Source organism: Acinetobacter colistiniresistens, from assembly GCF_024582815.1.
Lineage (GTDB): Bacteria > Pseudomonadota > Gammaproteobacteria > Pseudomonadales > Moraxellaceae > Acinetobacter.
On the sequence record NZ_CP102099.1, the window covers coordinates 3,193,953 to 3,217,933 of the forward strand.

Consider the following 23,981-nt stretch of genomic DNA (forward strand, 5'->3'; position numbering starts at 1 on the left):
TGAATTTTTTTGGTTATTCTGACAGTCCGAATAAAATTATAAGTGTAAGGATGTGTAGGAATGATTGTTAAGCGAGCCACAAAAGAAGATCTACATCAACTTGCTGTCTTGTTTGACGAATATCGTCAGTTCTACGGAGCATCATCAAATATTGAACAATCTTATCAGTTTTTAAAGCACCGCTTTGACAATAAAGACAGTGTCATTTTCATTCATGTGAAAGATGATGTATTTACAGGCTTTGTCCTGCTTTATCTCGCCTTTTCTTCCGTTGCTTGTGAAACCTATTACATCCTTGATGATGTCTATGTGACACCATCCTACCGTAAACAAGGCGCCGCCAAACAACTCATTGATACTGCAATTCTATTTGCGCGGCATGAAAATGCTCAACGCATCAGTCTAGAAACCCAGAAAAATAACTATCAATCCCATCGTCTTTATGAACAAATGGGATTTATTCAGGACAGTGAATTCAAGACCTATCACTGCTTCCTTAAATAATTAATCTTCTCCCGAGATATTTTGGCTCAGCTGCTTTTGCTCATCGCTTAAATACATCCATTCACCTTGTGACAATTCAGGCAATTCGAGTGAGCCTATCTGGTGACGATGTAAAGCTTCAACTTTATTACCAACAGCGGCAAGCATTCTTTTGACTTGGTGGTAGATGCCTTGATGAATGGTCATCGACAGTTGATGGGTTGAAAAAAGTTGCACATCTGTTGCCGCGTAAATCCCTTTTTCATTCCGCAGCTCAACGCCCCGCTCTAGTCTCATTTGCTGTTCAGCTGTGACAGGATCAGCAGTGCTGACATGATAAACCTTAGGTACATGTTTACGTGGATGAGTCAATGCCTGTAGATATTGGCCATCATCGGTCAGCAATAATAGCCCTGTAGTATCTTGATCCAAGCGTCCTACACATTGAATACCACGATGAATCAGAATCTCTGGCAATAAACTGAATACACTCTTATGATGTGTGGCTTGATGCGAACACTCATACCCTTGAGGTTTATTTAAGACAATATAAACGTGTTCGCGATATTGATATTCTTCACCAAAGACCTGAAAACAAAGTTGATCTGTCGCAATATTCTGCTTCGGATTATTACAAACCTGCTGATCGATCTGGACAGACCCATTTTTTATTAACTGCTGGCAATACTTACGTGAACCAAAGCCTTGTGATTGCAAAATTTTTTCCAGCAGCATATATGTACCCCAATTTAAACTGCAGCTATTGTACTCGATTCGCACGTGCACCGTTGTTTGTTGCGTATTCATTCTTTATTTTTATAATTTATTCACAATTTCTACACTTGTAATATAAGCCATACAAAAACCTCCTCAAACTCTCTCAATCCAGAGATTGCACTCCATATTTTCACTCAAATCTCTTGTTACATTTATCGCAAGCAAAAGAATACTGTCCAAAAGAATGGACAAGGAGTTTCATTATGAAATCAAATCTGTGGTTATGTAGCGTGGTTCTTGCAGCATCATCGATGATGACTGTGGCACATGCAGATAATACAGCTCGTGTAGCCGCAACTTCCGCTTTAGGCAGTGTAGTGGGTACCGCGTTAGGTAAACAACTAGGTGGTAATACAGGTGCCATGATTGGTTCTGCTTTGGGTGGTGCAGGTGGTGCAGCCGCATCCAGTAACCGACGTGACCGCACAGAAGCCGCGATTGGTGGCGGCTTAGGTGGTGTTGGGGGCTATACTGTTGGCCGTAATATGGGAGGCACAAATGGTGGTTATATTGGCGCCGCTTTAGGTGCTGCAGGTGGTTCAGCTTTAGGCCAAAAAGTTGGTCAGGATCGTGATGCTGACCGCCGTTATGATGACCGTCGCTATGATCGCCGTTATGAAAACCGCCGCCATTATGATGACCGCCGTTATTACAATTCCCGCTATGATGATCGCCATGATAATGGTCGCCACCGTGGTTGGTATAAAGATCGCTAAATTAACAGAACAACAAGTTACCCTTTTAGCGCCTTCGGGCGCTTTTTTTATAGCAACAACACAATATATCGATCAAAAACGATATACAAAACTCAACTTATATCGTATTATTTCGATATATGGTTTTGAGAATCAATGATGAAATCACTACAAGATATAAAATTCTCTATACTTGAACTTGCACCAGTTCGGGATGACAAAAGTATCGAGTTTTCACTGCGACATGCACTAGAACTCGCACAACATGCTGAAAAATTAGGCTATGAGCGATTCTGGCTGGCTGAACATCATAATATGGATGGGATTGCCAGTTCTGCAACTGCTGTTTTATTGGGCTTTATTGCCGCAAATACGCAGCACATCCGTCTTGGTTCAGGCGGTATTATGCTGCCAAACCATGCACCATTGGTGGTTGCAGAGCAATTCGGAACCTTGGCAACACTTTATCCAAATCGTTTTGAACTTGGTTTAGGTCGTGCTCCTGGTACGGATCAAATGACCATGCGTGCCCTGCGACGTGGCCGTCAGGAAACTGAAGATCAATTCCCTCAGGATGTAGCGGAAATTTTGCAATACTTTAAAGCACCACAGGCCAACCAAAGAATTATTGCGACACCAGGTCAAAACACCCATGTCCCAGTTTGGCTACTCGGTTCAAGTTTATTTAGCGCACAACTGGCAGCTAGGCTCGGGCTGCCCTATTCTTTTGCCTCACACTTTGCCCCAAGAATGTTAGGCCAAGCAATCGAAATTTATCGTGATAATTTCCAGGCGTCTGAATATCTGGACAAACCTTATGTTTCCATGGGGGTGCCAACCGTAGTCGCGGCAACAGATGCGGAGGCTCAATATTTAGCGACCAGTTCTTATCAACGTATTTTAAATCTGATTCGTGGTCATAGTTTAAAGCTCAGACCACCGATTGACTCAACTCAAGGGCTTGCAACAAGTGCTGAGCAATTGGCTATTCAGAATTTTTATGCCATGGCACAAATTGGCTCTCAAGCTACAGTACAAGCGGGTTTAAATAAAATTGCAGCACAATATGATGTTGATGAGTTTATTTTTACCTGTGATATTTACGATACAGAAAAACGTTTAGAAAATTTTAGTCTCTTGATGGATCTTAAAGCTCACTAAGCACCTCACCTAAATACAAGGCTTAATATGATAAGCCTTGTTATTTAATTTTTATGATTGAAGTGATACCACTCATACGCCATGTTGAAGCATTGCTGTGGCTTGTTGCACATTCACCGCAGCACTAAATAAATACCCCTGCCCAATCGAGCATCCAGACGATTTGAGTAATTCAAGCTGTTTAATATTTTCAATACCTTCAGCAACAATATCCAAAGACAACTTCGGCCCTAAAGCAATAATGGCCTGAACGATTGCTAAAATTGCATCATCTTCGTTCATTTGACGAATAAAATCACAATCAATTTTCAGACAGTCCACTGGATAATCACGTAAGCGGGTTAAAGATGAGTGACCTGTACCAAAATCATCCAACGCAATTTTAACACCTTGCTGTTTTAATAAATTTAATGCCCGAATCACATAATCAGAACCACGGTCATCCAAGATATGTTCAGTAATTTCAATTTCTACCAGATGGTGCGGAATTTTATATAAATTCAAACGCTGCAATAAACGCTCAGCATAATTATCTTTCAAGAATTCGACTGGTGCTGCATTGATTGACACAGGAACAACATCTAATCCTTGTTCAATCCACATGGCAATGTCTTTAAACACTTTATTTTGAATTGCATCACTAATTTTCGTCGCTAATGAATAGTCTTGAAAAGCCTGTTCTATTTTATGAGGCGAATGAATACATTGATCCTCTGTTTGCCAACGCAGTAATGCTTCAAAACCCACAACTTTCGCATCTGATAACCGTACCTTAGGTTGGTAATAGGGAACCATTAGGCCATCACGGATAATATGTCGTGCCTCATTCAATTGAATGGCAATATTCTGTGCCGCGATCTGCATTTGCGGATTAAACATACGGAAACCACCACGACCGGCAGCTTTCAAATCATTTAAAGCTGTATCCGCACACTTCATTAAATTTGAAGAGTCTTTGGCATCACGCGGATAAATCGCACAACCGATACTCATGCTACCGTTAATCACACTTCCCGCATAAGTAATAGGTGCATCTAGCTGTCGACTCACATCTATAGCCACTTTTTCAAGTTCTGCTTCGGTATCAATACCATTCACGACAATTGCGAACTCATCCCCCCCCAAACGGGCAACAAAGGTATTTTCTGGCAAAATATTTTCGATACGTTTAGATAGAATACGCAGTAAATGATCACCTGCTGAGTGCCCCAGCGTATCATTGATGTGCTTGAAGTAATCCAGATCCAGTAACATCAAGCCAACCAGTTTTTCATCTTTTTTATGTCGATGTAGGGCACGTTTCAACTGGCGTTTCAAAAAACGACGATTATAAAGCCCCGTTAATTCATCTAGTTCACTAGACAGGCGGAGCTGTATTTCCGTTTGCCTCTGTGTCGTTATATCCCGTGACAAACATAAGACCTGCTCAATCTGTCCCTGATCATTTAATATAGGTGTCAGCAAATTATCCCAATATTGCCGCTCTGTGCTCTCGCCACTCATTCCACGAAAGCGAGCTGTCTTTCCTTTGAGTGCTGTTTTCAAGGCATAGGTTGCTTTAGAACGCATTTCTAAAGGCAAAAGTTCAGCCCACTTCATGCCAAATCGATGATTATTTTCTTGGATATTAAGTGCGATACAGCCTGTTTTATTGACATGTAATAATGAGCCATCTGCTTCTAATAATTTGATACAGTCAATACTATTATCCAGCATACTGGTTTGCTCATTAATACACTTCACCAGGTTTTGTTGATATTGTTTGGTTTCATGAATATCAACACTGTTAACAAACCAATAGCCTTGACCCTCAACTTCAGCGTTCAAAAACTTTGCAGACAATGAGAACCAGCGGTACGAACCTGATCGATGTTTCAGGCGGCATTCGAGTTGAAAAGGTAAGCGCGAACAAAAAGCATGCTCCCATTCATTACGGAGCAGTGAAATATCATCAGAATGAATTAAATCCACCCAATTTTGCGCAAAATGTTCTAGATTATTAAAGCCGATATATTCTTGGCTGACACTATTAAAAAAATAGGCATCACCTTGCTCTGAAAGCAACCAGACCAGACTCGGAATACTGTTATAAATGTTTTGCTGAACTTCACTCATTTGGTGGCTGGAGTGAAAAGGGAACGCGAGATTCACAGACTTCTGTTCCAAACAGAACTCTTTCGATCAAGATATTCAGTCGCAATAAAAGCCATAGAGCACCAACAACAAGAAATAAAATGAGATATAAGTCACAATATTATAGCAGAAATGCAGTCAAATTATCACCTGCTATATGACTGGCCAACCATTTTTATTTATTGTTTAATATCAAAAATTTATTAGTAAATAGTATTTCCATACAAATTTTAAATCCGACTAAGATAGTTTTGAGGCAGTCTAACAGACATTTTTAGACTGCCTGATCCACTTAACCAATACGACGCTTTAAACCCGTCATTTGTAAAACACGTGTTGAAATTTCTTCAATCGACATTTCAGTTACATTTAAATATTTAATTCCCTCAGAGATGTAAATCCCCTCAATGGCGCGCAACTCCATTTGGCATTGGCTAAAGCTAGCATAACGACTATTCGCCTTACGCTCATTACGAATTGCCACCAAACGTTCGGCATCAATCATTAAACCAAAAAGTTTATTTTTATGTTCGCGTAGTACTTTAGGCAAGCGGTTATCATCCAAGTCTTCCTCGGTCAAAGGATAGTTCGCAACACGCACACCAAATTGCAGTGACAAATAAATCGAAGTTGGTGTCTTCCCCGAACGAGACACGCCAATTAAAATGATATCGGCTTTATCATAATGGCGCGTTCTTGCCCCATCATCATTATCCAGTGCGAAATGAACGGCATCGATACGTGCTTTATAATATTCTGAATCAGTTACTGCGTGGGTTTGTCCAACTAGAGTTGTTGGCGGGATCCCGATTTCCTGTTCTAGTTTACTAATTAATCCTTCAAATACATCAAGATTTACAGCCTTGGCCGTGTTAATAATTTCACGGACATGCGGATCAACCAACGTATCAAAAACCAGTGGTAAAGAGCCATCTCGAGATTGACAAGCATTGATCTCCACCACCACATTCATTGCGGCTTCTTCTGTGGTGATATAAGGCATAATATGAATGTCAAAATCAACATTCGGAAATTGCGCAAGTAGTGAATGTCCAAGGGTTTCTGCGGTAATTGCGGTACCATCTGAAATAAAAAAAACGCTCCGTTTAATTTCTTTACTTACGGGCATCAAAATTCTCCTTAAACATTTGTCTTAGTGCTCTATAATCTTTATAGTAAACTCATCTAACATGACTGTCGCTTAGTAAAATACTAAATCTAAGCACTTTTGTATAATTTCATACCAATGATGGTCATTCATACTGCAAAAAAAGTGGAGTAAATACTTTGGAAGCGCGCGTAATCGGTCTGGAAAAATTAGGAAAACACGATGTCGAACTCGTAGGCGGGAAAAACTCATCTCTGGGTGAAATGATCAGTCATTTATCCAATGCTGGTGTATCGGTACCGGGTGGCTTTGCAACAACTGCTGCTGCCTATCGTGAGTTCTTAGATCAAAGCGGCTTAAACGCTCGTATTCAAGCTGAACTTTCTCAGCTTAATGTTGATGATGTAATTACACTTGCTGAAACCGGTGCAAAAATCCGTCAATGGATTGTTGATACTCCGCTCACTGCAACTTTAGAACAAGAAATTCGTGATGCATTTGCAGCACTTTCAAACGGTAACCCAGACATTGCCGTTGCAGTTCGTTCTTCTGCGACTGCTGAAGATTTACCCGATGCGTCTTTCGCAGGTCAGCAAGAAACTTTCCTCAACATTCGTGGGATCGATAATATTCTGATCGCGATTAAAGAGGTTTTTGCTTCTCTTTATAATGACCGCGCCATTGCTTACCGTGTACACCAAGGCTTTGAACATAGTGTTGTCGCTCTTTCTGCTGGCGTACAACGTATGGTTCGCTCAGAAACTGGCGCTGCGGGTGTTATGTTCACGCTAGATACAGAATCAGGTTTCCGTGATGTGGTATTTATCACCGCATCTTACGGTCTAGGTGAAATGGTGGTGCAAGGTGCAGTTAACCCTGACGAATTCTATTTATCTAAACCGCTCTTAAATGCAGGTAAACACTCTGTTTTACGTCGTAACCTCGGTTCTAAACACCAAAAAATGATTTATGGTGAAGAAGGTGCGGCAGGTAAATCTGTGGTTGTGGTTGATGTTGAAAAGCAAGAACGTCAACAATTTGCACTCAATGATCATGAATTACATGAATTGGCTAAACAAGCCTTGATCATTGAGCAACATTATGGCTCGCCAATGGACATTGAATGGGCAAAAGATGGCGATGATGGTCAAATCTATATCGTTCAAGCACGTCCTGAAACTGTAAAAAGCCGTCAAAATGTCGGCACAATGGAACGCTACCTGTTAAAACAACGCGGCACCGTGATTTGTGAAGGTCGTTCAATTGGCCAACGTATTGGTTCTGGTAAAGTTCGCGTTGTGACTTCAATTAAAGAAATGGATAAGGTTCAAGACGGTGATGTACTTGTCTCTGACATGACTGACCCAGACTGGGAACCCGTCATGAAACGTGCTGCTGCGATTGTCACTAACCGTGGTGGTCGTACGTGTCACGCTGCCATTATTGCACGTGAATTAGGTGTTCCAGCAATCGTAGGTTGTGGTAATGCCACCGAAGTCCTTTCAGACGGTCAAGAAGTGACTGTTTCTTGTGCTGAGGGTGATACAGGTTTCATCTATGAAGGTGCATTAGATTTCGAAGTTCAACGTAACTCGATTCACTCAATGCCATCACTACCATTCAAGATTATGATGAACGTCGGTAACCCTGACCGCGCATTTGACTTTGCTCAAATTCCAAATGAAGGGATTGGCTTAGCACGTCTTGAGTTCATTATTAACCGTATGATCGGCGTACATCCAAAAGCATTATTGAATATTGAAAGCTTGCCACGTGAAACACGTGCTGCTGTCATGGCACGTACAGCGGGTTACTCTTCACCAGTTGAATTCTATGTTGAAAAGTTGGTTGAAGGCATCTCTACACTTGCAGCTGCATTTGCAGACAAGCCAGTGATTGTACGTATGTCCGACTTCAAATCGAATGAATATGCGAATTTGATCGGTGGTAAGTTATACGAACCTGAAGAAGAAAACCCAATGTTGGGCTTCCGCGGTGCAAGTCGTTATGTTTCTGACAACTTCCGTGATTGTTTTGAGCTTGAATGCCGTGCCTTGAAAAAAGCACGTGATGAAATGGGCTTAACCAACATTCAAATCATGATCCCATTTGTTCGTACTGTTTCTGAAGCAAAACGCGTCATTGAGTTGCTTGCTCTAAATGGTTTAAAACGTGGTGAAAATGGTCTTAAAGTCATTATGATGTGTGAACTTCCAACCAATGCATTATTGGCTGAGCAATTTCTTGAACATTTCGATGGCTTCTCTATCGGCTCAAATGACTTAACACAATTAACACTAGGTCTAGACCGCGACTCTGGTATCGTGTCTCACTTATTCGATGAGCGTGATCCAGCAGTTAAAGCGCTGCTTTCTATGGCCATTCATGCTTGCCGTAAAGCAGGCAAATATGTCGGTATTTGTGGTCAAGGTCCTTCGGATCACCCTGACCTTGCTAAATGGCTTATGGAACAAGGGATTGAATCTGTGTCACTTAACCCTGACTCAGTACTTGATACATGGTTCTTCCTTGCTGAAGAACAAATCAAGCAAGCCTAGTCTTTTTTAGAAAAAGACCCTCCTTTGCAGGGTCTTTTTTCATCTTTCGTAATTGAGATTTTTAAATTATGCAAATTTACTTGGCTCGTAACAATCAACAAGCAGGACCTTATAGTTTAGAACAAGTGAACCAGATGCTTGCTAGTCAACAAGTTTTATTGACCGATTTAGCTTGGCATGAAGGCATGGCCGAATGGAAAACACTTGGCGAACTAACACAAGGCAAACTTGTCTACGAACCTGTAGGTTACTCTCCTTTTAGTGCTCAAGTTAAAACTGAAACGAATGAACCAACTTACAAAATCAAAGTCGAACAGAAAGCACCTGAACTAGCCCCTTTTCACTCTCGTGCATTGGCAAAGGTTTTTGATTTAATCTTATGGCTACCAATGGCCTCAATTCCATCTTTCTTTTTTAATGAAAGCCAATATCAAGAATTATTCGAGATTCAAAAACAGATGCAAGCAACCCAAATTGCATCGGATAAAGCAGTAGAATTACAGCACCAACTGATGCAGTTAATTCCAAGTGAAGCATGGATAATGATCTTTACTTACCTGATTATTATGCTCATGATCCAAGCATTTTTCATTGCAAAATCAGGCCAGAGCCTAGGTAAAAAAATCGCCAAGATTAAAATTGTAGATGTAGAAACCGCTGCGCCAGTCAGCACAATTCGGGCCTTCTGGGTAAGAAGTGTGCTCTTCATTATTCTTAACCTTCTTCTAATCCCAATCATTACCGTGATTGATTATGCTTTATTCGCATTTACTAAAAATCGTCAAACTTTGCACGATAAATTGGCAAAAACCAAGGTAATTAAGCAGTAATCACAAATCAATAAACAAAAGAGGATTTATTCCTCTTTTTATATATTAAATTGATATCTATAGAAAAAAATGTACCGAAACAACAATCCCTACAAGATAAATCGGGTTTTAAAACAAGCAGTTCAGACCACTTTATCAGTAGCTTAGTTTTTCAATATGAGGCATAATGCCCAACAACGTAGCGGTGTCGCGTGATTGCTAAGCATTTTTTATACAATTCTTATCAATCACGCGACACTTTAATCGCTATCCCATAATTTAATTAGGGAATGGGACTCTTCACCGAGGTTGTAAAATGAGACAAACGATTTTAGCTGTATTGTCTTTATCAACGATGGCTGCACTCTTAACTGGGTGCGGTGGTGATATGGTACTTCTAAACAATAAAGGTCCAGTTGGTCAAGGTCAAAGTAACTTGATGATGACTGCGATCTATCTAATGCTATTGGTGGTGATTCCATCAATCGTCATGGCATTATGGTTTGGTTGGAAATATCGCGCGTCGAATAAAGATGCAGACTATAAACCTACTTGGGCACACTCTACGGCAATTGAAATTGTTGTATGGGGCGTACCTGTCATTATTATTGGTATTTTAGCTTGGTTAACTTGGTGGGGTTCCCACAAGTACGACCCTTACCGTCCGCTAGAATCAGATAAAGCACCATTGACTATTCAAGCTGTCGCTGAACAGTTCAAATGGATTTTTATCTATCCTGAGCAAAATATTGCAACGGTAAACGAAGTACGCTTCCCAGAACAAACACCAGTAAGCTTTAAAATCACTTCTAACTTTACGATGAACTCGTTCTTCATCCCACAGTTAGGCGGTCAGATTTACGCAATGGCTGGTATGCAAACTCACCTTCATCTATTAGCCGATGAGCCAGGAGTTTTCCGTGGTTTCTCAGCAAACTATTCAGGTTACGGTTTCTCACAAATGCGCTTTAAAGCACATAGCGTGACTGAGCCAGAATTTGCACAATGGGTAGAAGCAGTTAAAGCTGGTAATGGTACAAGTATCAACCCTGAAGCAATTCAAAAAGGCACACTTGACCAAGCTGAGTTAGCAACGCTTAAAGATGGCGATCGTTCTAAGCATCAGATCGAACATTTAGTGAATCGTGCTAAAGCTGCTGGTGATCAAGAAGCACTTGCTAAAGCTGAAGCGATGAAACCGTTCCCGACTAAGCCACACCCAGTGACTTATTACTCATCAGTTGAGCCAAAATTGTTTGAAACAATCATCAACCATTATATGAGTAACTATCACGGTGCTGACCATTCTGCTGGACATAATGCAACAGCAGAAACTCATGCTGCAGCAGAACACGCTGCTCAAGGGGAATAAGACATGGATATGATTTTTGGTAAATTGGGGTGGGATTCTATCCCGACTGAACCCCTTGTACTTGTCACCATGGTCTTTATGGCACTTGGTGCAATTGCTGTTTTGGGCGGTATCACCTATTTCAAGAAATGGGGATATTTGTGGAATGAGTGGTTTATCACTGTAGACCATAAAAAGATTGGTATCATGTATATCATCGTATCTGTGGTCATGCTTCTGCGTGGTTTCGCCGATGCGATCATGATGCGTCTACAACTTTTCCTCGCGAAAGGCGGCGGCGAAGGTTACTTACATCCTGACCACTACGACCAGATCTTCACCGCGCACGGTGTAATCATGATCTTCTTCGTGGCCATGGGTCTCGTTGTTGGTATGATGAACATCTCTGTACCTTTACAGATTGGTGCTCGTGACGTTGCTTTCCCATTATTAAACTCTTTAAGCTTCTGGTTATTCGCAGGCGCTGCTGGTTTGATGATGCTTTCACTTGTATTAGGTGAATTTGCTGCGACTGGTTGGATGGCTTACCCTCCTCTATCTGGCATTCAATATTCTCCTGGTGTAGGTGTTGACTACTATATCTGGGCACTTCAGGTTTCTGGTCTAGGTACGCTTTTATCTGGTGTTAACTTCTTTGTTACCATCATCAAGATGCGTGCGCCTGGCATGAAATTGATGGACATGCCTATTTTTACGTGGACTTCACTGTGTACGGCTGTATTAATCATTGCATCATTCCCTGTATTAACAGGTACGCTTGCAATGCTTACACTTGACCGTTACTTCGGTTTCCATTTCTTCACCAATGAGCTTGGCGGTAGCCCAATGCTTTACGTGAACTTGATCTGGACATGGGGTCACCCTGAAGTATATATCTTGGTATTGCCAGCATTTGGTCTATACTCAGAAATCGTTGCAACCTTCTCTCGTAAAGCGTTGTTCGGTTATAAATCTATGGTGTATGCAACGATTGCGATTACTGTTCTTGCGTTCGTTGTATGGCTTCACCACTTCTTCACCATGGGTGCTGGTGCGAACGTTAATGCGTTCTTCGGTATCATGACCATGGTTATTGCGATTCCAACAGGTGTGAAAATCTTCTCTTGGTTATTCACAATGTATAAAGGTCGCATCACCTTTACTACTCCTATGTTATGGACGCTTGGCTTCCTGGTAACATTTGGTATTGGTGGTTTAACTGGCGTACTTATGGCTGTTCCACCTGCGGACTTCCTTGTACACAACTCATTGTTCTTGATCGCTCACTTCCATAACGTAATTATCGGTGGTGTGGTGTTTGGTATGTTTGCCGGCATCATCTTCTACTGGCCAAAAATGTTTGGTTGGAAGCTCAATGAAGCATGGGGTAAAGCTGCATTCTGGTTCTGGTTCTTCGGTTTTTACTTTGCATTCATGCCACTTTATATCCTTGGTTTCATGGGTATGACACGTCGTTTGAATACATATGACAACCCAGAATGGGATCCGTACTTGGCGATTGCGTTGTTTGGTGCTGTTCTTGTTGCGATTGGTATTGCCTGCTTCTTGATGCAAATCATCGTTGGTTTCTTACAACGTAAGGACAACATGGACCATACTGGCGATCCGTGGGATAGCCGTACCCTTGAATGGGCAACGTCATCTCCTGCCCCATTCTATAACTTTGCACATGTACCGGAAGCTAGCGGTGTTGATCGTTTCTGGACTGACAAAGAAAATGGTGTAGCATACGCACGTAACACTAAATATGAAGACATCCACATGCCGACTGATCGTGCTGCTGGTTTTGTCATTGCAATGTTCATTACATTACTTGGCTTTGCACTTATCTGGCATATTTGGTGGCTTGTTGTTGTTTCATTCGTTTCAGCTGTTGTTAGCTTGATCGTGAGTTCATTCACCAAGAATGTTGACTACTACGTTCCTGCTGCTGAAGTTGAGCGTATTGAAAACGAACGCTATGCTTTACTTGAAAAACACTTGAAGAAGGACTAAGGAAATGGCTGAAGTACTTCATCACGACAACCACGGCCACGATGGTCATCATGAACATGATGATACGGACTTAACGGTCTTTGGTTTCTGGACATACTTGATGAGTGACTTGATTCTTTTCGGATCACTCTTCATTGCGTTCGCTGTATTAAGCAGTCATATCCCGCCAGGAACCCCAAGTGCATATGACCTGTTCCATGATTCATTAGGCTTCGTCTTAACTGAAACATTTGCCTTATTGATCTCATCGGTAACATTTGGTTTTGCTGTACTTGCATCTTATAAAAAGAATGTAAATCAAGTCATCACTTGGTTATTCATTACATTCCTTTTCGGTGCATCGTTCATTGGTATGGAAATCTATGAGTTCCGTCACCTTGTACATGAAGGTCATGGCCCTACTCACAGTGCATTCTTATCATCGTTCTTTACTTTGGTTGGTACACACGGTATCCACGTAACTTCTGGTTTAGTGTGGATGTTGGTATTGATATATCAAATCAAAAAGAATGGTTTGACCTTACCGAATACACGTCGTCTCGCTTGCTTAAGCTTGTTCTGGCACTTCCTTGACATCGTTTGGATCTGTGTATTCAGCGTCGTTTACTTACTGGGAGTTCTCTAATGAGTAGTCATGACCATAATGCTGCAGGTGCGTCACACGGTAACTTTAAACAATACACTGTTGGATTTATCCTTTCTGTTATCCTCACCATCATCCCCTTCGGGATGGTGATGTCGGGTGGTTTCAGCCGTGGCGTTTTAGTTACAGTAATTGCAATTACTGCTGTTGCTCAGGTACTTGTACAACTTGTGTACTTCTTACACATGAATACATCATCTGAACAACGTTGGAACCTTATTGCATTTATCTACACAATTTTATGTATTGCCGTACTCTTGGTCGGCTCTGTGTGGATTATGAATTACCTACACTACAACATGATGATCTAAACTGATTGTCATGTGGAAAAAGTACTTATTCCTGACTAAACCAGGAATTCTCTTCGGTAATTTTATTACCACCTTGGGCGGCTTCTTCTTAGCCGCCCAAGGCTCTATAGACTGCCTCTTATTATTACTGACCCTACTCGGAACAACTTTTGTTGTTGCTTCAGGTTGCGTCGTCAATAATGTAATTGATCAAGACATCGATCAAAAAATGCAACGCACCATGAACCGTGCCCTTGTGCAAAAAACGATTTCTCCGACTGTTGCCATGTCTTATGCATGGGTTTTAGGCGTAATTGGTTTTAGCATTCTTTGGTTCTATGTGAATGGCTATGCTTTTTTATTTGCTGTCATTGGTTTTGTCGTCTATGTCGGTTTTTATAGTTTGTGGAGCAAACGCACCACCATCCATCAGACCGTCATTGGTAGTATTTCTGGAGCGAGTCCTCCTGTTATTGGTTATACGGCTGTAAGTCATCAGTTCGATGTTGCGGCACTCCTGATCTTTGTTGCATATGCTTTATGGCAAATGCCACATTCCTGGGCCATTGCAATTTATCGTTTTGATGATTACAAAAATGCAGGAATTCCAATTTTACCTGTAGCGCGCTCTATTTTGAGAACGAAAATCGAATCCGTGATTTATGTGATTTTATTTAGCGTTGCAATGAATGCACTGTATGTTTATGGATATACCAACATCATTTTCCTGGTCATCTGTAATGCACTATGTATTTATTGGCTCTATATCGGTATTTTAGGATTCAAAGCTAAAGATGATCAGCTTTGGGCAAAACGCTTTTTCCTTTTCTCAGTAATTCTCGTTACTGTTATCAGTCTAAGCTTTAGTTTTACCTTTAAAAGCCCTGCACCATTCCTCCCTCTTTTTTAAAAAGATAGAGAATGCTCTATCTTTTTATTCTCCCTCGCTGTAATCATTTCGTGCAATAAAAACATTCGCTTCTTTATTGCCTAAATGAAATCTCTCCCCCCTTCCTCGTGATTTTTATTTTCTCACATTAAAATCGGTGGTTACTCACCACAAGATCATTTTGTTTTCAATCCGATCCAACCTACCTCGCTTTTTTCACGGCTATACCCAAAAACTAAAAATCGAGACCACGCCAGATTTGCTTTATCGCGCTGATTTGCATATAATCGCCGCTTCGCAATTTGCGACATAACTTTTAAGTTATGACTCCTTGCTTCTGATTTTTATAATTAGGGGCTGCTTAAACCGTAAGGAGCTGACAATGCGTCACTACGAAATCGTACTATTGGTACATCCAGACCAAAGCGATCAAGTTGTAGGTATGGTTGAACGCTATATCTCTCAGATCAAAGAAGCTGAAGGTCAAATTCACCGTTTAGAAGATTGGGGCCGCCGCCAATTGGCTTACCCGATTAACAAAATTCACAAAGCACACTACATTCTTATGAATGTTGAATGTGGTCAAACGACTCTTGATGAATTAGAAGAATTGTTCCGTTATAACGATGCAATCATTCGTAACATCATCATCCGTCGTGAACACGCAATTACTGAAGAATCTTTACTTGCTAAGAGTGCTGAAGAAAAACGTGCGCGTAAAGCTCAACGTGAAGAAGCACAACAAGCAGTTCAAGAAGCTGAATAAGGAGAACATCAATGGCACGTTTTTACCGTCGTCGCAAGTTCTGCCGCTTTACAGCTGAGAATGTTGCGTACATCGACTACAAAGATATCGACACTTTAAAACAGTACATCACTGAAAACGGCAAGATTGTTCCTAGCCGTATTACAGGTACTAAAGCTCGTTATCAACGTCAATTAGCGTTAGCTATTAAACAAGCTCGCTATTTGTCTTTGATTCCGTACACTGACAACCATAAGTAAGTGAGGTGAGCTGTGGACGTTATCTTATTACAACGCATTAAGAACCTTGGTAAATTAGGCGACAAAGTATCAGTTAAAGCTGGTTACGGTCGTAACTTCTTGATCCCTCAAGGTAAAGCTGTAGCTGCAACTGAAGCAAACACTGCTGCTTTTGAAGCTCGTCGTGCTGAACTTGAGAAGCAAGAAGCTGAAGTATTAGCTGCTGCGAATGCACGTGCTGAACAATTGAACGAAGTTAACATCGTAATCACTGCGAAAGCTGGTGACGAAGGTAAACTGTTCGGTTCTATCGGTACTCGTGACATCGCTGATGCTTTAACGAATGCTGGTCTTGTTGTTGACCGTGCAGAAGTTCGTTTACCAAACGGTGCGCTTCGTCACACTGGTGAATTCAACATCGCAATCCAATTGCATCATGATGTTGTTGCTGAAGTTCTCGTTACTATCGTATCTGAGTAATTTCTGCAAAGAAAAAGAGCATGTTTTACATGCTCTTTTTTTATGTCTAATTAAATACAGAAAATCTAACTCTAAATTAAATTTATATAATTATTTTTCTCTAATAGGGCCCTATATGCAAAAGAAAAATCGTATCATTGCTTTAATACTCGCCATGTTTTTAGGTTTCTTCGGAATAGATCGTTTCTATCTCGGCAAGAAAATCAGTGGTATTCTAAAATTGATCACCTTTGGCGGCTTAGGTTTCTGGTGGTTTATCGATGCTACCCTACTCTTGCTTGATGCTTTCCTCTATTCTTTAGGCAAAGACACGGGCTTTGTTAAAGATGCACAAAAAAATAATCTTCGCTATGGTCTTTCAGCATACCGTTTTAAAAACGGACGCTTTGAACAAGACTGGTTTGTAAAACCTTAATTCAAGACCATCCTCAAAATCACAAGCGTCGATGCAATCACATATATGACTATCTATTGTGCTATTGCATCGCTTACACAATTTTCCCTGAATTAAATTGTCCCGATAGCTTCCATTTGGATTAAGATAGTCAGTCGTTAGGGTTTCATCTTTTTATTAGGTCTTGTTATGTCACAGGCGAATGCCAATTTTTCCAAAAATGCTCCAAACACAGAGAGTAAAGTGAATGACTCTGGTCAACTAAAAGAATTCCGCACCCCACCGCATAATCTTGCCATTGAGCAAGCTGTTTTAGCTGCTTTGATGACAGTTGCCGAATCATTCGAACAAGTCAGTGACTTACTCAAAGAAAATGATTTTTATGCCACACGTCACAAATATATCTATCGTGCCATTGAGAAACTAGCACAAGAGAACTCGCCTTATGATGCAGTTTTAGTGAATGACTGGTTACTCAAACAGAATTTGCTCGATGCTATTGGCGGTGAGGAATACCTGATGCAATTGATGGCAGACTCTCCTTCAAGCTTCTACAATCTTGAAATTTATGCAAATAAAATCAAAGAGTTCTCAACGCTGCGTAACATGATCAAGATCAGCAGTGATATTTTACAAAATGCCTATGACACTAAAGGTCGTCCAGTCAGCGAAATTCTTGATTTAGCAGAAACCAGTATTTTCTCTTTGGCGGAACAGCACAACAACAATAAAAAAGATTCTGGACCAAAATCCATCAGCTCTGTGACTGCTGATGTGATTACCAAATTAGATGAACTATCTAAACTCGATGGTAACATTACCGGTTTAACCACTGGGTTCCTAGAACTGGACAATAAAACTTCAGGCATGCAACCCGGCGACTTAATTATTGTCGCGGCACGTCCATCGATGGGTAAAACCACATTCGCCATGAACCTTGTCGAAAGTGTACTGCAATATAACCGCCTACCTGCATTAGTATTCTCCATGGAGATGCCAGCAGACTCGATTGCCATGCGTTTGATCTCTGCCATGGGTAAAGTCCATCAAGGACATTTACGTTCAGGTAATCTGGATGCCGATGAATGGACCAAAGTCACCGGAACCATTCTTCAGCTACAAGAAATGCATCTTTACATCGATGACTCATCTGCCCTCCCACCTACCGAACTTCGTGCGCGTGCACGTCGTGTGGCTAAAATGCATGATGGTAAAATTGGCTGTATCATGGTTGACTATTTACAGCTGATGAAAGTTCCTGGTATGGGCGATAACCGTGTGGGTGAGATCTCGGAAATTTCGCGAAGCTTAAAAGCGCTTGCCAAAGAAATGCAATGTCCTGTGATTGCACTGTCTCAGTTAAACCGTAGTTTGGAGAACCGACCAAACAAACGTCCTGTCATGTCAGACTTACGTGAATCGGGTGCGATCGAGCAGGATGCCGACTTAATCATGTTCATTTACCGTGATGAAGTCTATAACAAAGAGTCGAAGGAAGCAGGCACAGCTGAAATCATTATCGGCAAACAGCGTAACGGCCCTATTGGTAGCGTTCGTCTGGCCTTCGAAGGCCAATATACCCGTTTTAGTAACCTCTCGCCTGAGTTCTATGCTCAGTATGAAGATGACGAATAATATCTAAACGATTCCTGCTTTATATATGTTTCAAGTCGACCCAAAGGAGAACTCAGGGTGCGCCAAGCTACAGTTTATATTGACAGTAACGCACTGCAATATAATTTAAACCGTGTTAAACAACTTGCTCCACATTCAAAAATTGTCAGTATGGTCAAAGCCAATGCCTACGGACATGGAGTTAAAAACTGTTTAGCCGCCCTTGAGGCCACGGACGCTTTTGGTGTCGCCTGCTTAGAAGAAGCCTTGGAAATCAGGCAACTGGGATATACTCAACCCATTACTCTGATTGAGGGTGTATTCTCTGAAGATGAAATGGCACAAGTCATTGAACAGAAACTCGAATGTATCGTTCATCACACTCAACAAGTTGAATGGTTGATTCAACATAAAACGGCTTACAATGCATTAGGCCTAAAAGTTTGGGTCAAGCTAAACAGCGGAATGAACCGTTTAGGTTTTAAAGTAGATGAAATTATTAAAGTCATTCATCGCTTAAAAACTGAAGGTTTTACTTGTGTACTGGCCATGCATTTTGCCAATGCCGATGTAGAGCATCCTTTAAACGAGCAACAGAAACAACAGTTCTTACAGGTAAAGCAGGCCTGCGAACCCATCTTGGTATCTTGTTGTAATTCAGCTGCAATTTATAAATATCCCGAACTACATTTTGATTTTGTACGCCCGGGTATTATGCTTTACGGCGCGTCTCCCTTTGCCGATAAAAATGTGCATGAGCTTGATCTAAAGCCCGTCATGACCTTTAGTGCCGAAATCATTGCACTGAATCAGATTCAACAAGGGGAATTTGTCGGTTATGGTTCGACCTATTCAGCCACATGCCCAACAAAAATTGCGATTGTTTCAATTGGCTATGGGGATGGCTATCCACGGACTTATATCAAACAAAACTTTGTTGCGATCAATCAACAACTTGTCCCTGTTGTTGGCCGTGTCAGTATGGACATGATCGCCATTGATATCAGCAATGTGGATGCCGAAATTGGCACAAAAGTTGAACTCTGGGGGCAATCTCGCTTGGTTGATGAGGTTGCAGCAGCGAATGGAACTTTAGGCTACGAGTTGCTTTGCCGCCTAACTGCCCGCCCTATACGGCAACTAGATCACTAAATACCACTTGATCATTTTCTGTGTTTTATCTCTAATATGGTTTTAACCATTCCAGAATCGAATGCTCAAACTGGTTTACGATAATCCGCTCTATAAAATGCCGATTCAGCAATTCGTGCTATTTCTAATACGAATTTCAATCGGCATTTTTTTCTTTAGCACGGGATTCAATAAGCTTTTCGTAGAGAAAAACCGATTGATTATGCTGGAAACCATCACCGGAGCTGGCATTCCTTTTCCAGAAATCATGAGTAGCTTTGTTTCTGCCACAGAAATGCTCGCAGGTTTATTGTTGATTATCGGTTTATTTACTCAAATCAGCAGCATTTTACTGTTTGTGATCAGCATGACCGCTTTATACACCGTTGGCATACATACCATTCCTAATGGCTTAGATGCTATGAGCTGGCTGAGTTGGTTCTTCTATGTGCACGACCTGTTGTATATGTTTGTTCTTGCCATACTGATCACAACTCGGCCCACCATCCTGTCACTGGATCGTCTTCTAAGCAAGAACATTTCAAGGGTTTAAATAACTCCCTCTCAAACAAACATCGTTATCAGTCTGAGAGCGAGTCATGATTTACAAACCATAATCGGCAGTTGGCTTGGGCAGCTCTTGCAAACCACGGCGTAAAGTCTCTGACCATTGTTTACTGATCTGCGTAAAGTATGGGTCATCTTCCCCTATGCGCTTACCCTCTGGAATTTTAAAACTGTCTTTATGGTAAACCAAAGCATCTAGGGGTAAACCAACCGATACATTGGAACGTAATGTCGAATCAAAAGAAATCAATGAACAACGTAACGCATCATCCAGCGGCATATCATAGTACAAGGCACGATCCAGAATAGGCTTACCATATTTACTTTCACCAATTTGAAAATAAGGTGTATCCGTGGTTGCACAAATAAAATTCCCTTGTGGATAGACATTATATAGCTGCATCTCTTCGCCTTTAATCTGCCCCCCTACCAAAATACTGCATGAGTAATTCATTTGCTCCTGAGTATCAGTGGTAATATCCTCTAGCACCTTACGTAAGGTTTTACCAACTAGCTCAGTCACCTCAAACATGGTATTGGCACTATATAAGTTTGGTTCTTGATGCAAGGCCAAAGCATTTTGCAAATGTCCAATCACAGCCTGAGTCGTTGCCAGATTGCCCGATGTTTGTAGCGCAATAAAACGCTCACCTTCTACCCCAAAAGTATGCAACTTACGAAATACAGAAATATGATCGACCCCGGCATTGGTTCGAGTATCGCTAATCAATACCAAACCTTGCTCTAATCTTAATGCACAACAATAGGTCATCTTTCTCTCTTTATACTTAACATGCCAAAACTTGTACCACAGACATCATACTTTCCACCCCACCTTGCTCGCGAATACCTCGCACTGGTGCTACATCTAAATAGTCGCGCCCGACCGCAACATAAATATGATTTTGGGGTGTAAATATCTGGTTACTGATATCAAAACAATACCATTCATTCTCCACAAAAACCTCAGCCCATGCATGACTGGCAAGGTGCGGTTGGTTTTCATCATAGATATAACCCGATATATAACGTGCTGGCAACTGTAAAGCACGACACATGGCAATGAAGATATGCGTATGATCCTGACACACTCCCTGCCCTGCATAAAAAGCATCAATCGCCGAGGTGGTTACCGAAGTCGTTTCTGGTTGATATGGGACTTGCTGCAAAATCTTTTCTGCTAACACAATCAAATGCTGGCGATCTTTTAGCTTAACAAACGAATGAGCAAAGTCCGACATGGTCAAATCACAACATGTCATCATTGTACGCTGTAGAAATAGCATCGGCGATACATTCGTTTCTGCATGACCCAACTCAGTTGGGTGTAGATCAACTACCCCCTGTGCCATGATGGTTAAATAACGATAATCATGGCGCTGCGTTGCCGTAATCCACAAATTATTAAATGCATCGCGCTGACAGGAATATTGCCCAGGCACGCTGATCTGCCAGTTTTCAATATGCTGATGCCGTGAACTCTGCGGCATCATTTTAATCGACTGGACACTATTCCTCGCAACCTCCGTATAACGATAATGTGTCTGATGATTGACCATAAGTTTCATGAGGATGCCTCAAATTGATTTTCCAACTTATAAGTAAATGCATAAAACTGATTCAAATAAGGCTGATCTTTCAATATCTCCCAACTTGGTTGTAAATCCTGCCATCCCAACTGAAATAACTGCTCTATTTCAGGATCAATAGCTTCAAATACTTCAGGCACATTGTATTGAAATCTGAAATGTGTATCTATTTTCTCAATACTTTGCCCAATATGAAAGAATAAAAAGATTTCTTCTTGCTCCTTGCTTAGAATATCACAGCAGCTTTGCACGACACTTTGAATCGCCAAGCCATCCGCTACTGTATTTTTAATCAGATAATTCAACTCAGCATAGGCCTGAGCAGATAACAACCCCCTCAATTCTTGAATATTGTCACGCGCAATCTCAAGTTGGCTTAATAAAGAGTAGGGTTGCTGCCGATCCAACATAAAATAATTCAAGCTCTCGGCATCAGCAATATGCAAACAAAGTGCCTGTGCAAAATCTGTGGCCTGAAGATTATCAACAAAAGGCAATTGCCCAGCCACATGACCGATACGAAACAAATAACGTCCTAACCAATAAATATGTTGAGCACTTGAACTCAGTAAAAGCATACATCTCCTCCTGTATATTTGTTATAACGCCACAACACTGTCTTATTTCATCATTCAGACGATGGCATATCATTTAGGAACGTAAGGTTTCAACCACCCATGTATCTTTAATGCCCCCCCCCTGAGAGGAGTTAACAACAAGTGAACCTGCCTGCATAGCGACCCTTGTTAATCCACCAGGTACAATTTCGGTTCGATAAGGTGAACTTAAAACAAATGGACGCAAATCAATATGCCGCTCTGCAACCCCTTCAGTAGTTAGCGTTGGCGCAACAGAAAGTGCCAAAGTCGGTTGTGCTATATATAAATGTGGCGTCTCGATGAGTTTTTGTCTAAATCCGTCAATTTGCTCTTGATCTGCTTGAGGGCCAATCAACATGCCATAGCCACCCGAACCTTGCGCCTCTTTAATCACCAATTTTTCGATATTGGCCAATACATAATCCAGCTGGTCAGCATCTCGACATTGATAGGTGGGTACATTATTTAAAATCGATGTTTCACCTAAATAGAATTGAATCATTTGATCGACATAAGGGTAAATGGATTTATCATCCGCAACCCCAGTTCCTGGTGCATTAGCAATCACTACATTATGTTGTAGATAAGCAGACATTAAACCTGCTACGCCCAGACTGCTGTCAGGTCTAAAACTCAGTGGATCAAGGAAATCATCATCAACGCGGCGGTAAATCACATCGACCTGCTGACGGCCACGGATGGTTTTGACAAAAACTTTCTCATCCTCGACGAACAGATCTCGACTGGTCACCAATGGCACATCCATTTCACGGGCTAAAAATGAATGCTCGTAATAGGCACTGTTAAAACGGCCTGGGGTGAGCACGACAATCATAGGCTGATCAACATAAGCATTTTCTTCCAGAACCGCTTTTAACAAACTTGGATATTGCTCAATGCCCTGCAAATTATTGCTGCTACATAGATCTGGCATCAATTTCTGGCTGATTTTTCGGCTTTCCAGCATATAAGACACTCCTGAGGGCGTCCGTAAATTATCCTCCAAGACAAAGAAATCACCCTGACCATCGCGAATAATGTCAATGCCGCTGATTTGTGAATAGATCTTTCCTTTAAGCTGGTGTTTTAACATATGCGGTTGAAAAGCTTCATGGGCAATGACTTGCTGTGCAGGAATCAATCCTTCTTTTAGAATATGCTGGCCATGATAAATATCATCTAAAAACAAGTTCAGCGCTTTCACTCGTTGCTCACAACCTGCGGCAATCTGTTCCCATTGCTTCTTTTCAATCACACGAGGAATCAGATCATATGGAATGGTTCGTTCTGCACCTGCTTGATCACCATAAACATTAAAGGTGATCCCTTGGTAGAGAAAATGCTGCTTTGCCTGTGCCTCTAACGTTTTTAAGTCTTCAAGACTACGAATACTCAACCACTGTTCAATTTTTTTCGATGCTTCACCGTTAAAGCTTTTGTCATCCAACATTTCATTAAAAAATTGTGATTTAAGCTGTTCAAATAAATTACTGGTCACATTGAACTTTGGAATAAATGTAGACCTGTCAACGGCGACCGCTGCATTCTGTTCTGGTGCATAATAATCTGTGCTGACATGTAGGTTGTGTTCTTGTTCTGACATAAAAAACCTCGTCTCATCATTTATCTATATTTAGTAAAAGCAATTTCAATGCCACTTATATAAAACGATCAATTTTCAACCAGACTTAGAATATTTATGCAAAAGCA

The 23,981-nt window shown here is 41.2% G+C and carries 24 protein-coding genes; 17 read left to right on the forward strand and 7 right to left on the reverse strand.

Annotated features, from left to right (window positions below; translation table 11 throughout):
• Positions 1 to 60 precede the first annotated feature (60 nt).
• A complete protein-coding gene (locus NQU59_RS15320; protein WP_005242317.1) occupies positions 61 to 504 on the forward strand; it encodes a GNAT family N-acetyltransferase in 444 nt (147 codons plus the stop codon).
• On the opposite strand, the gene NQU59_RS15325 is transcribed toward NQU59_RS15320, so the two are convergent.
• Entirely contained in the window at positions 505 to 1,218 is a 714-nt protein-coding gene (locus NQU59_RS15325) for a pseudouridine synthase (protein ID WP_257064002.1), read from the reverse strand. It lies immediately after the preceding gene.
• Between the two features lie 245 nt (positions 1,219 to 1,463).
• Between NQU59_RS15325 and NQU59_RS15330 the strand changes: the two genes are divergently transcribed.
• On the forward strand, positions 1,464 to 1,976 hold the full coding sequence (locus tag NQU59_RS15330; protein WP_005242321.1) for a hypothetical protein: 513 nt from the start codon (positions 1,464 to 1,466) through the stop codon (positions 1,974 to 1,976).
• 138 nt (positions 1,977 to 2,114) lie between these two features.
• The gene (locus NQU59_RS15335) at positions 2,115 to 3,116 is read left to right on the forward strand and encodes an LLM class flavin-dependent oxidoreductase (RefSeq protein ID WP_257066321.1); all 1,002 of its coding nucleotides are present in this window, start codon (positions 2,115 to 2,117) and stop codon (positions 3,114 to 3,116) included.
• 72 nt (positions 3,117 to 3,188) lie between these two features.
• On the opposite strand, the gene NQU59_RS15340 is transcribed toward NQU59_RS15335, so the two are convergent.
• Complete coding sequence (locus NQU59_RS15340) at positions 3,189 to 5,267, reverse strand: sensor domain-containing protein (protein ID WP_257066323.1); 2,079 nt, start codon at positions 5,265 to 5,267, stop codon at positions 3,189 to 3,191.
• A 274-nt stretch (positions 5,268 to 5,541) separates the two neighbouring features.
• Positions 5,542 to 6,378 carry a posphoenolpyruvate synthetase regulatory kinase/phosphorylase PpsR gene (gene ppsR / locus NQU59_RS15345; RefSeq protein WP_005242327.1) on the reverse strand — a complete coding sequence of 279 codons (837 nt, stop codon included), beginning with the start codon at positions 6,376 to 6,378 and terminating at the stop codon, positions 5,542 to 5,544.
• A 158-nt stretch (positions 6,379 to 6,536) separates the two neighbouring features.
• Between ppsR and ppsA the strand changes: the two genes are divergently transcribed.
• The 14 genes from ppsA to NQU59_RS15415 all read left to right on the forward strand — a co-directional run bounded on the left by ppsA (position 6,537) and on the right by NQU59_RS15415 (position 20,069).
• Positions 6,537 to 8,915: a phosphoenolpyruvate synthase gene (gene ppsA, locus NQU59_RS15350; RefSeq protein ID WP_043970423.1), complete on the forward strand. Its 2,379-nt coding sequence runs from the start codon at positions 6,537 to 6,539 to the stop codon at positions 8,913 to 8,915.
• 68 nt (positions 8,916 to 8,983) lie between these two features.
• Positions 8,984 to 9,745 (forward strand): RDD family protein, encoded by a 762-nt coding sequence (locus NQU59_RS15355; RefSeq protein WP_043970426.1) that lies wholly within the window; start codon positions 8,984 to 8,986, stop codon positions 9,743 to 9,745.
• A gap of 295 nt (positions 9,746 to 10,040) precedes the next feature.
• Positions 10,041 to 11,096: a ubiquinol oxidase subunit II gene (gene cyoA / locus NQU59_RS15360; RefSeq protein ID WP_005242332.1), complete on the forward strand. Its 1,056-nt coding sequence runs from the start codon at positions 10,041 to 10,043 to the stop codon at positions 11,094 to 11,096.
• Positions 11,097 to 11,099: 3 nt separating this feature from the next.
• Entirely contained in the window at positions 11,100 to 13,091 is a 1,992-nt protein-coding gene (gene cyoB / locus NQU59_RS15365; protein ID WP_004771587.1) for a cytochrome o ubiquinol oxidase subunit I, read from the forward strand.
• 4 nt (positions 13,092 to 13,095) lie between these two features.
• The gene (gene cyoC / locus NQU59_RS15370) at positions 13,096 to 13,716 is read left to right on the forward strand and encodes a cytochrome o ubiquinol oxidase subunit III (RefSeq protein WP_257064003.1); all 621 of its coding nucleotides are present in this window, start codon (positions 13,096 to 13,098) and stop codon (positions 13,714 to 13,716) included.
• On the forward strand, positions 13,716 to 14,045 hold the full coding sequence (locus NQU59_RS15375; protein WP_005242336.1) for a cytochrome o ubiquinol oxidase subunit IV: 330 nt from the start codon (positions 13,716 to 13,718) through the stop codon (positions 14,043 to 14,045). Before cyoC ends, NQU59_RS15375 begins: the two co-directional genes overlap by 1 nt.
• A 10-nt stretch (positions 14,046 to 14,055) precedes the next feature.
• Positions 14,056 to 14,934 (forward strand): heme o synthase, encoded by an 879-nt coding sequence (cyoE, locus tag NQU59_RS15380; RefSeq protein ID WP_005242339.1) that lies wholly within the window; start codon positions 14,056 to 14,058, stop codon positions 14,932 to 14,934.
• Positions 14,935 to 15,295: 361 nt separating this feature from the next.
• The gene (gene rpsF / locus NQU59_RS15385; protein WP_004638540.1) at positions 15,296 to 15,679 is read left to right on the forward strand and encodes a 30S ribosomal protein S6; all 384 of its coding nucleotides are present in this window, start codon (positions 15,296 to 15,298) and stop codon (positions 15,677 to 15,679) included.
• A gap of 11 nt (positions 15,680 to 15,690) precedes the next feature.
• A complete protein-coding gene (gene rpsR, locus NQU59_RS15390; protein ID WP_000090661.1) occupies positions 15,691 to 15,918 on the forward strand; it encodes a 30S ribosomal protein S18 in 228 nt (75 codons plus the stop codon).
• 12 nt (positions 15,919 to 15,930) lie between these two features.
• Positions 15,931 to 16,377: a 50S ribosomal protein L9 gene (gene rplI, locus NQU59_RS15395; protein ID WP_004654410.1), complete on the forward strand. Its 447-nt coding sequence runs from the start codon at positions 15,931 to 15,933 to the stop codon at positions 16,375 to 16,377.
• 115 nt (positions 16,378 to 16,492) lie between these two features.
• Positions 16,493 to 16,792 (forward strand): TM2 domain-containing protein, encoded by a 300-nt coding sequence (locus tag NQU59_RS15400; RefSeq protein ID WP_257064004.1) that lies wholly within the window; start codon positions 16,493 to 16,495, stop codon positions 16,790 to 16,792.
• A 168-nt stretch (positions 16,793 to 16,960) separates the two neighbouring features.
• A complete protein-coding gene (gene dnaB / locus NQU59_RS15405) occupies positions 16,961 to 18,406 on the forward strand; it encodes a replicative DNA helicase (protein WP_005242346.1) in 1,446 nt (481 codons plus the stop codon).
• A gap of 57 nt (positions 18,407 to 18,463) precedes the next feature.
• The gene (gene alr / locus NQU59_RS15410; protein WP_257064005.1) at positions 18,464 to 19,537 is read left to right on the forward strand and encodes an alanine racemase; all 1,074 of its coding nucleotides are present in this window, start codon (positions 18,464 to 18,466) and stop codon (positions 19,535 to 19,537) included.
• Positions 19,538 to 19,598: 61 nt separating this feature from the next.
• Positions 19,599 to 20,069 carry a DoxX family protein gene (locus tag NQU59_RS15415; RefSeq protein WP_257064006.1) on the forward strand — a complete coding sequence of 157 codons (471 nt, stop codon included), beginning with the start codon at positions 19,599 to 19,601 and terminating at the stop codon, positions 20,067 to 20,069.
• A 51-nt stretch (positions 20,070 to 20,120) separates the two neighbouring features.
• Here NQU59_RS15415 and NQU59_RS15420 read toward each other — a convergent pair whose 3' ends face one another.
• The 4 genes from NQU59_RS15420 to NQU59_RS15435 all read right to left on the reverse strand — a co-directional run bounded on the left by NQU59_RS15420 (position 20,121) and on the right by NQU59_RS15435 (position 23,874).
• Positions 20,121 to 20,855, reverse strand: coding sequence for a proteasome-type protease (locus NQU59_RS15420; RefSeq protein ID WP_005242361.1), 735 nt, complete (start codon positions 20,853 to 20,855; stop codon positions 20,121 to 20,123).
• 16 nt (positions 20,856 to 20,871) lie between these two features.
• Positions 20,872 to 21,651: a transglutaminase family protein gene (locus NQU59_RS15425; protein WP_005242364.1), complete on the reverse strand. Its 780-nt coding sequence runs from the start codon at positions 21,649 to 21,651 to the stop codon at positions 20,872 to 20,874.
• Positions 21,648 to 22,250: an alpha-E domain-containing protein gene (locus NQU59_RS15430; RefSeq protein ID WP_257064007.1), complete on the reverse strand. Its 603-nt coding sequence runs from the start codon at positions 22,248 to 22,250 to the stop codon at positions 21,648 to 21,650. The genes NQU59_RS15425 and NQU59_RS15430 overlap by 4 nt, the downstream gene beginning before the upstream one ends.
• Positions 22,251 to 22,323: 73 nt before the next feature.
• Positions 22,324 to 23,874, reverse strand: coding sequence for a circularly permuted type 2 ATP-grasp protein (locus NQU59_RS15435; protein WP_043970439.1), 1,551 nt, complete (start codon positions 23,872 to 23,874; stop codon positions 22,324 to 22,326).
• Positions 23,875 to 23,981 lie beyond the last annotated feature (107 nt).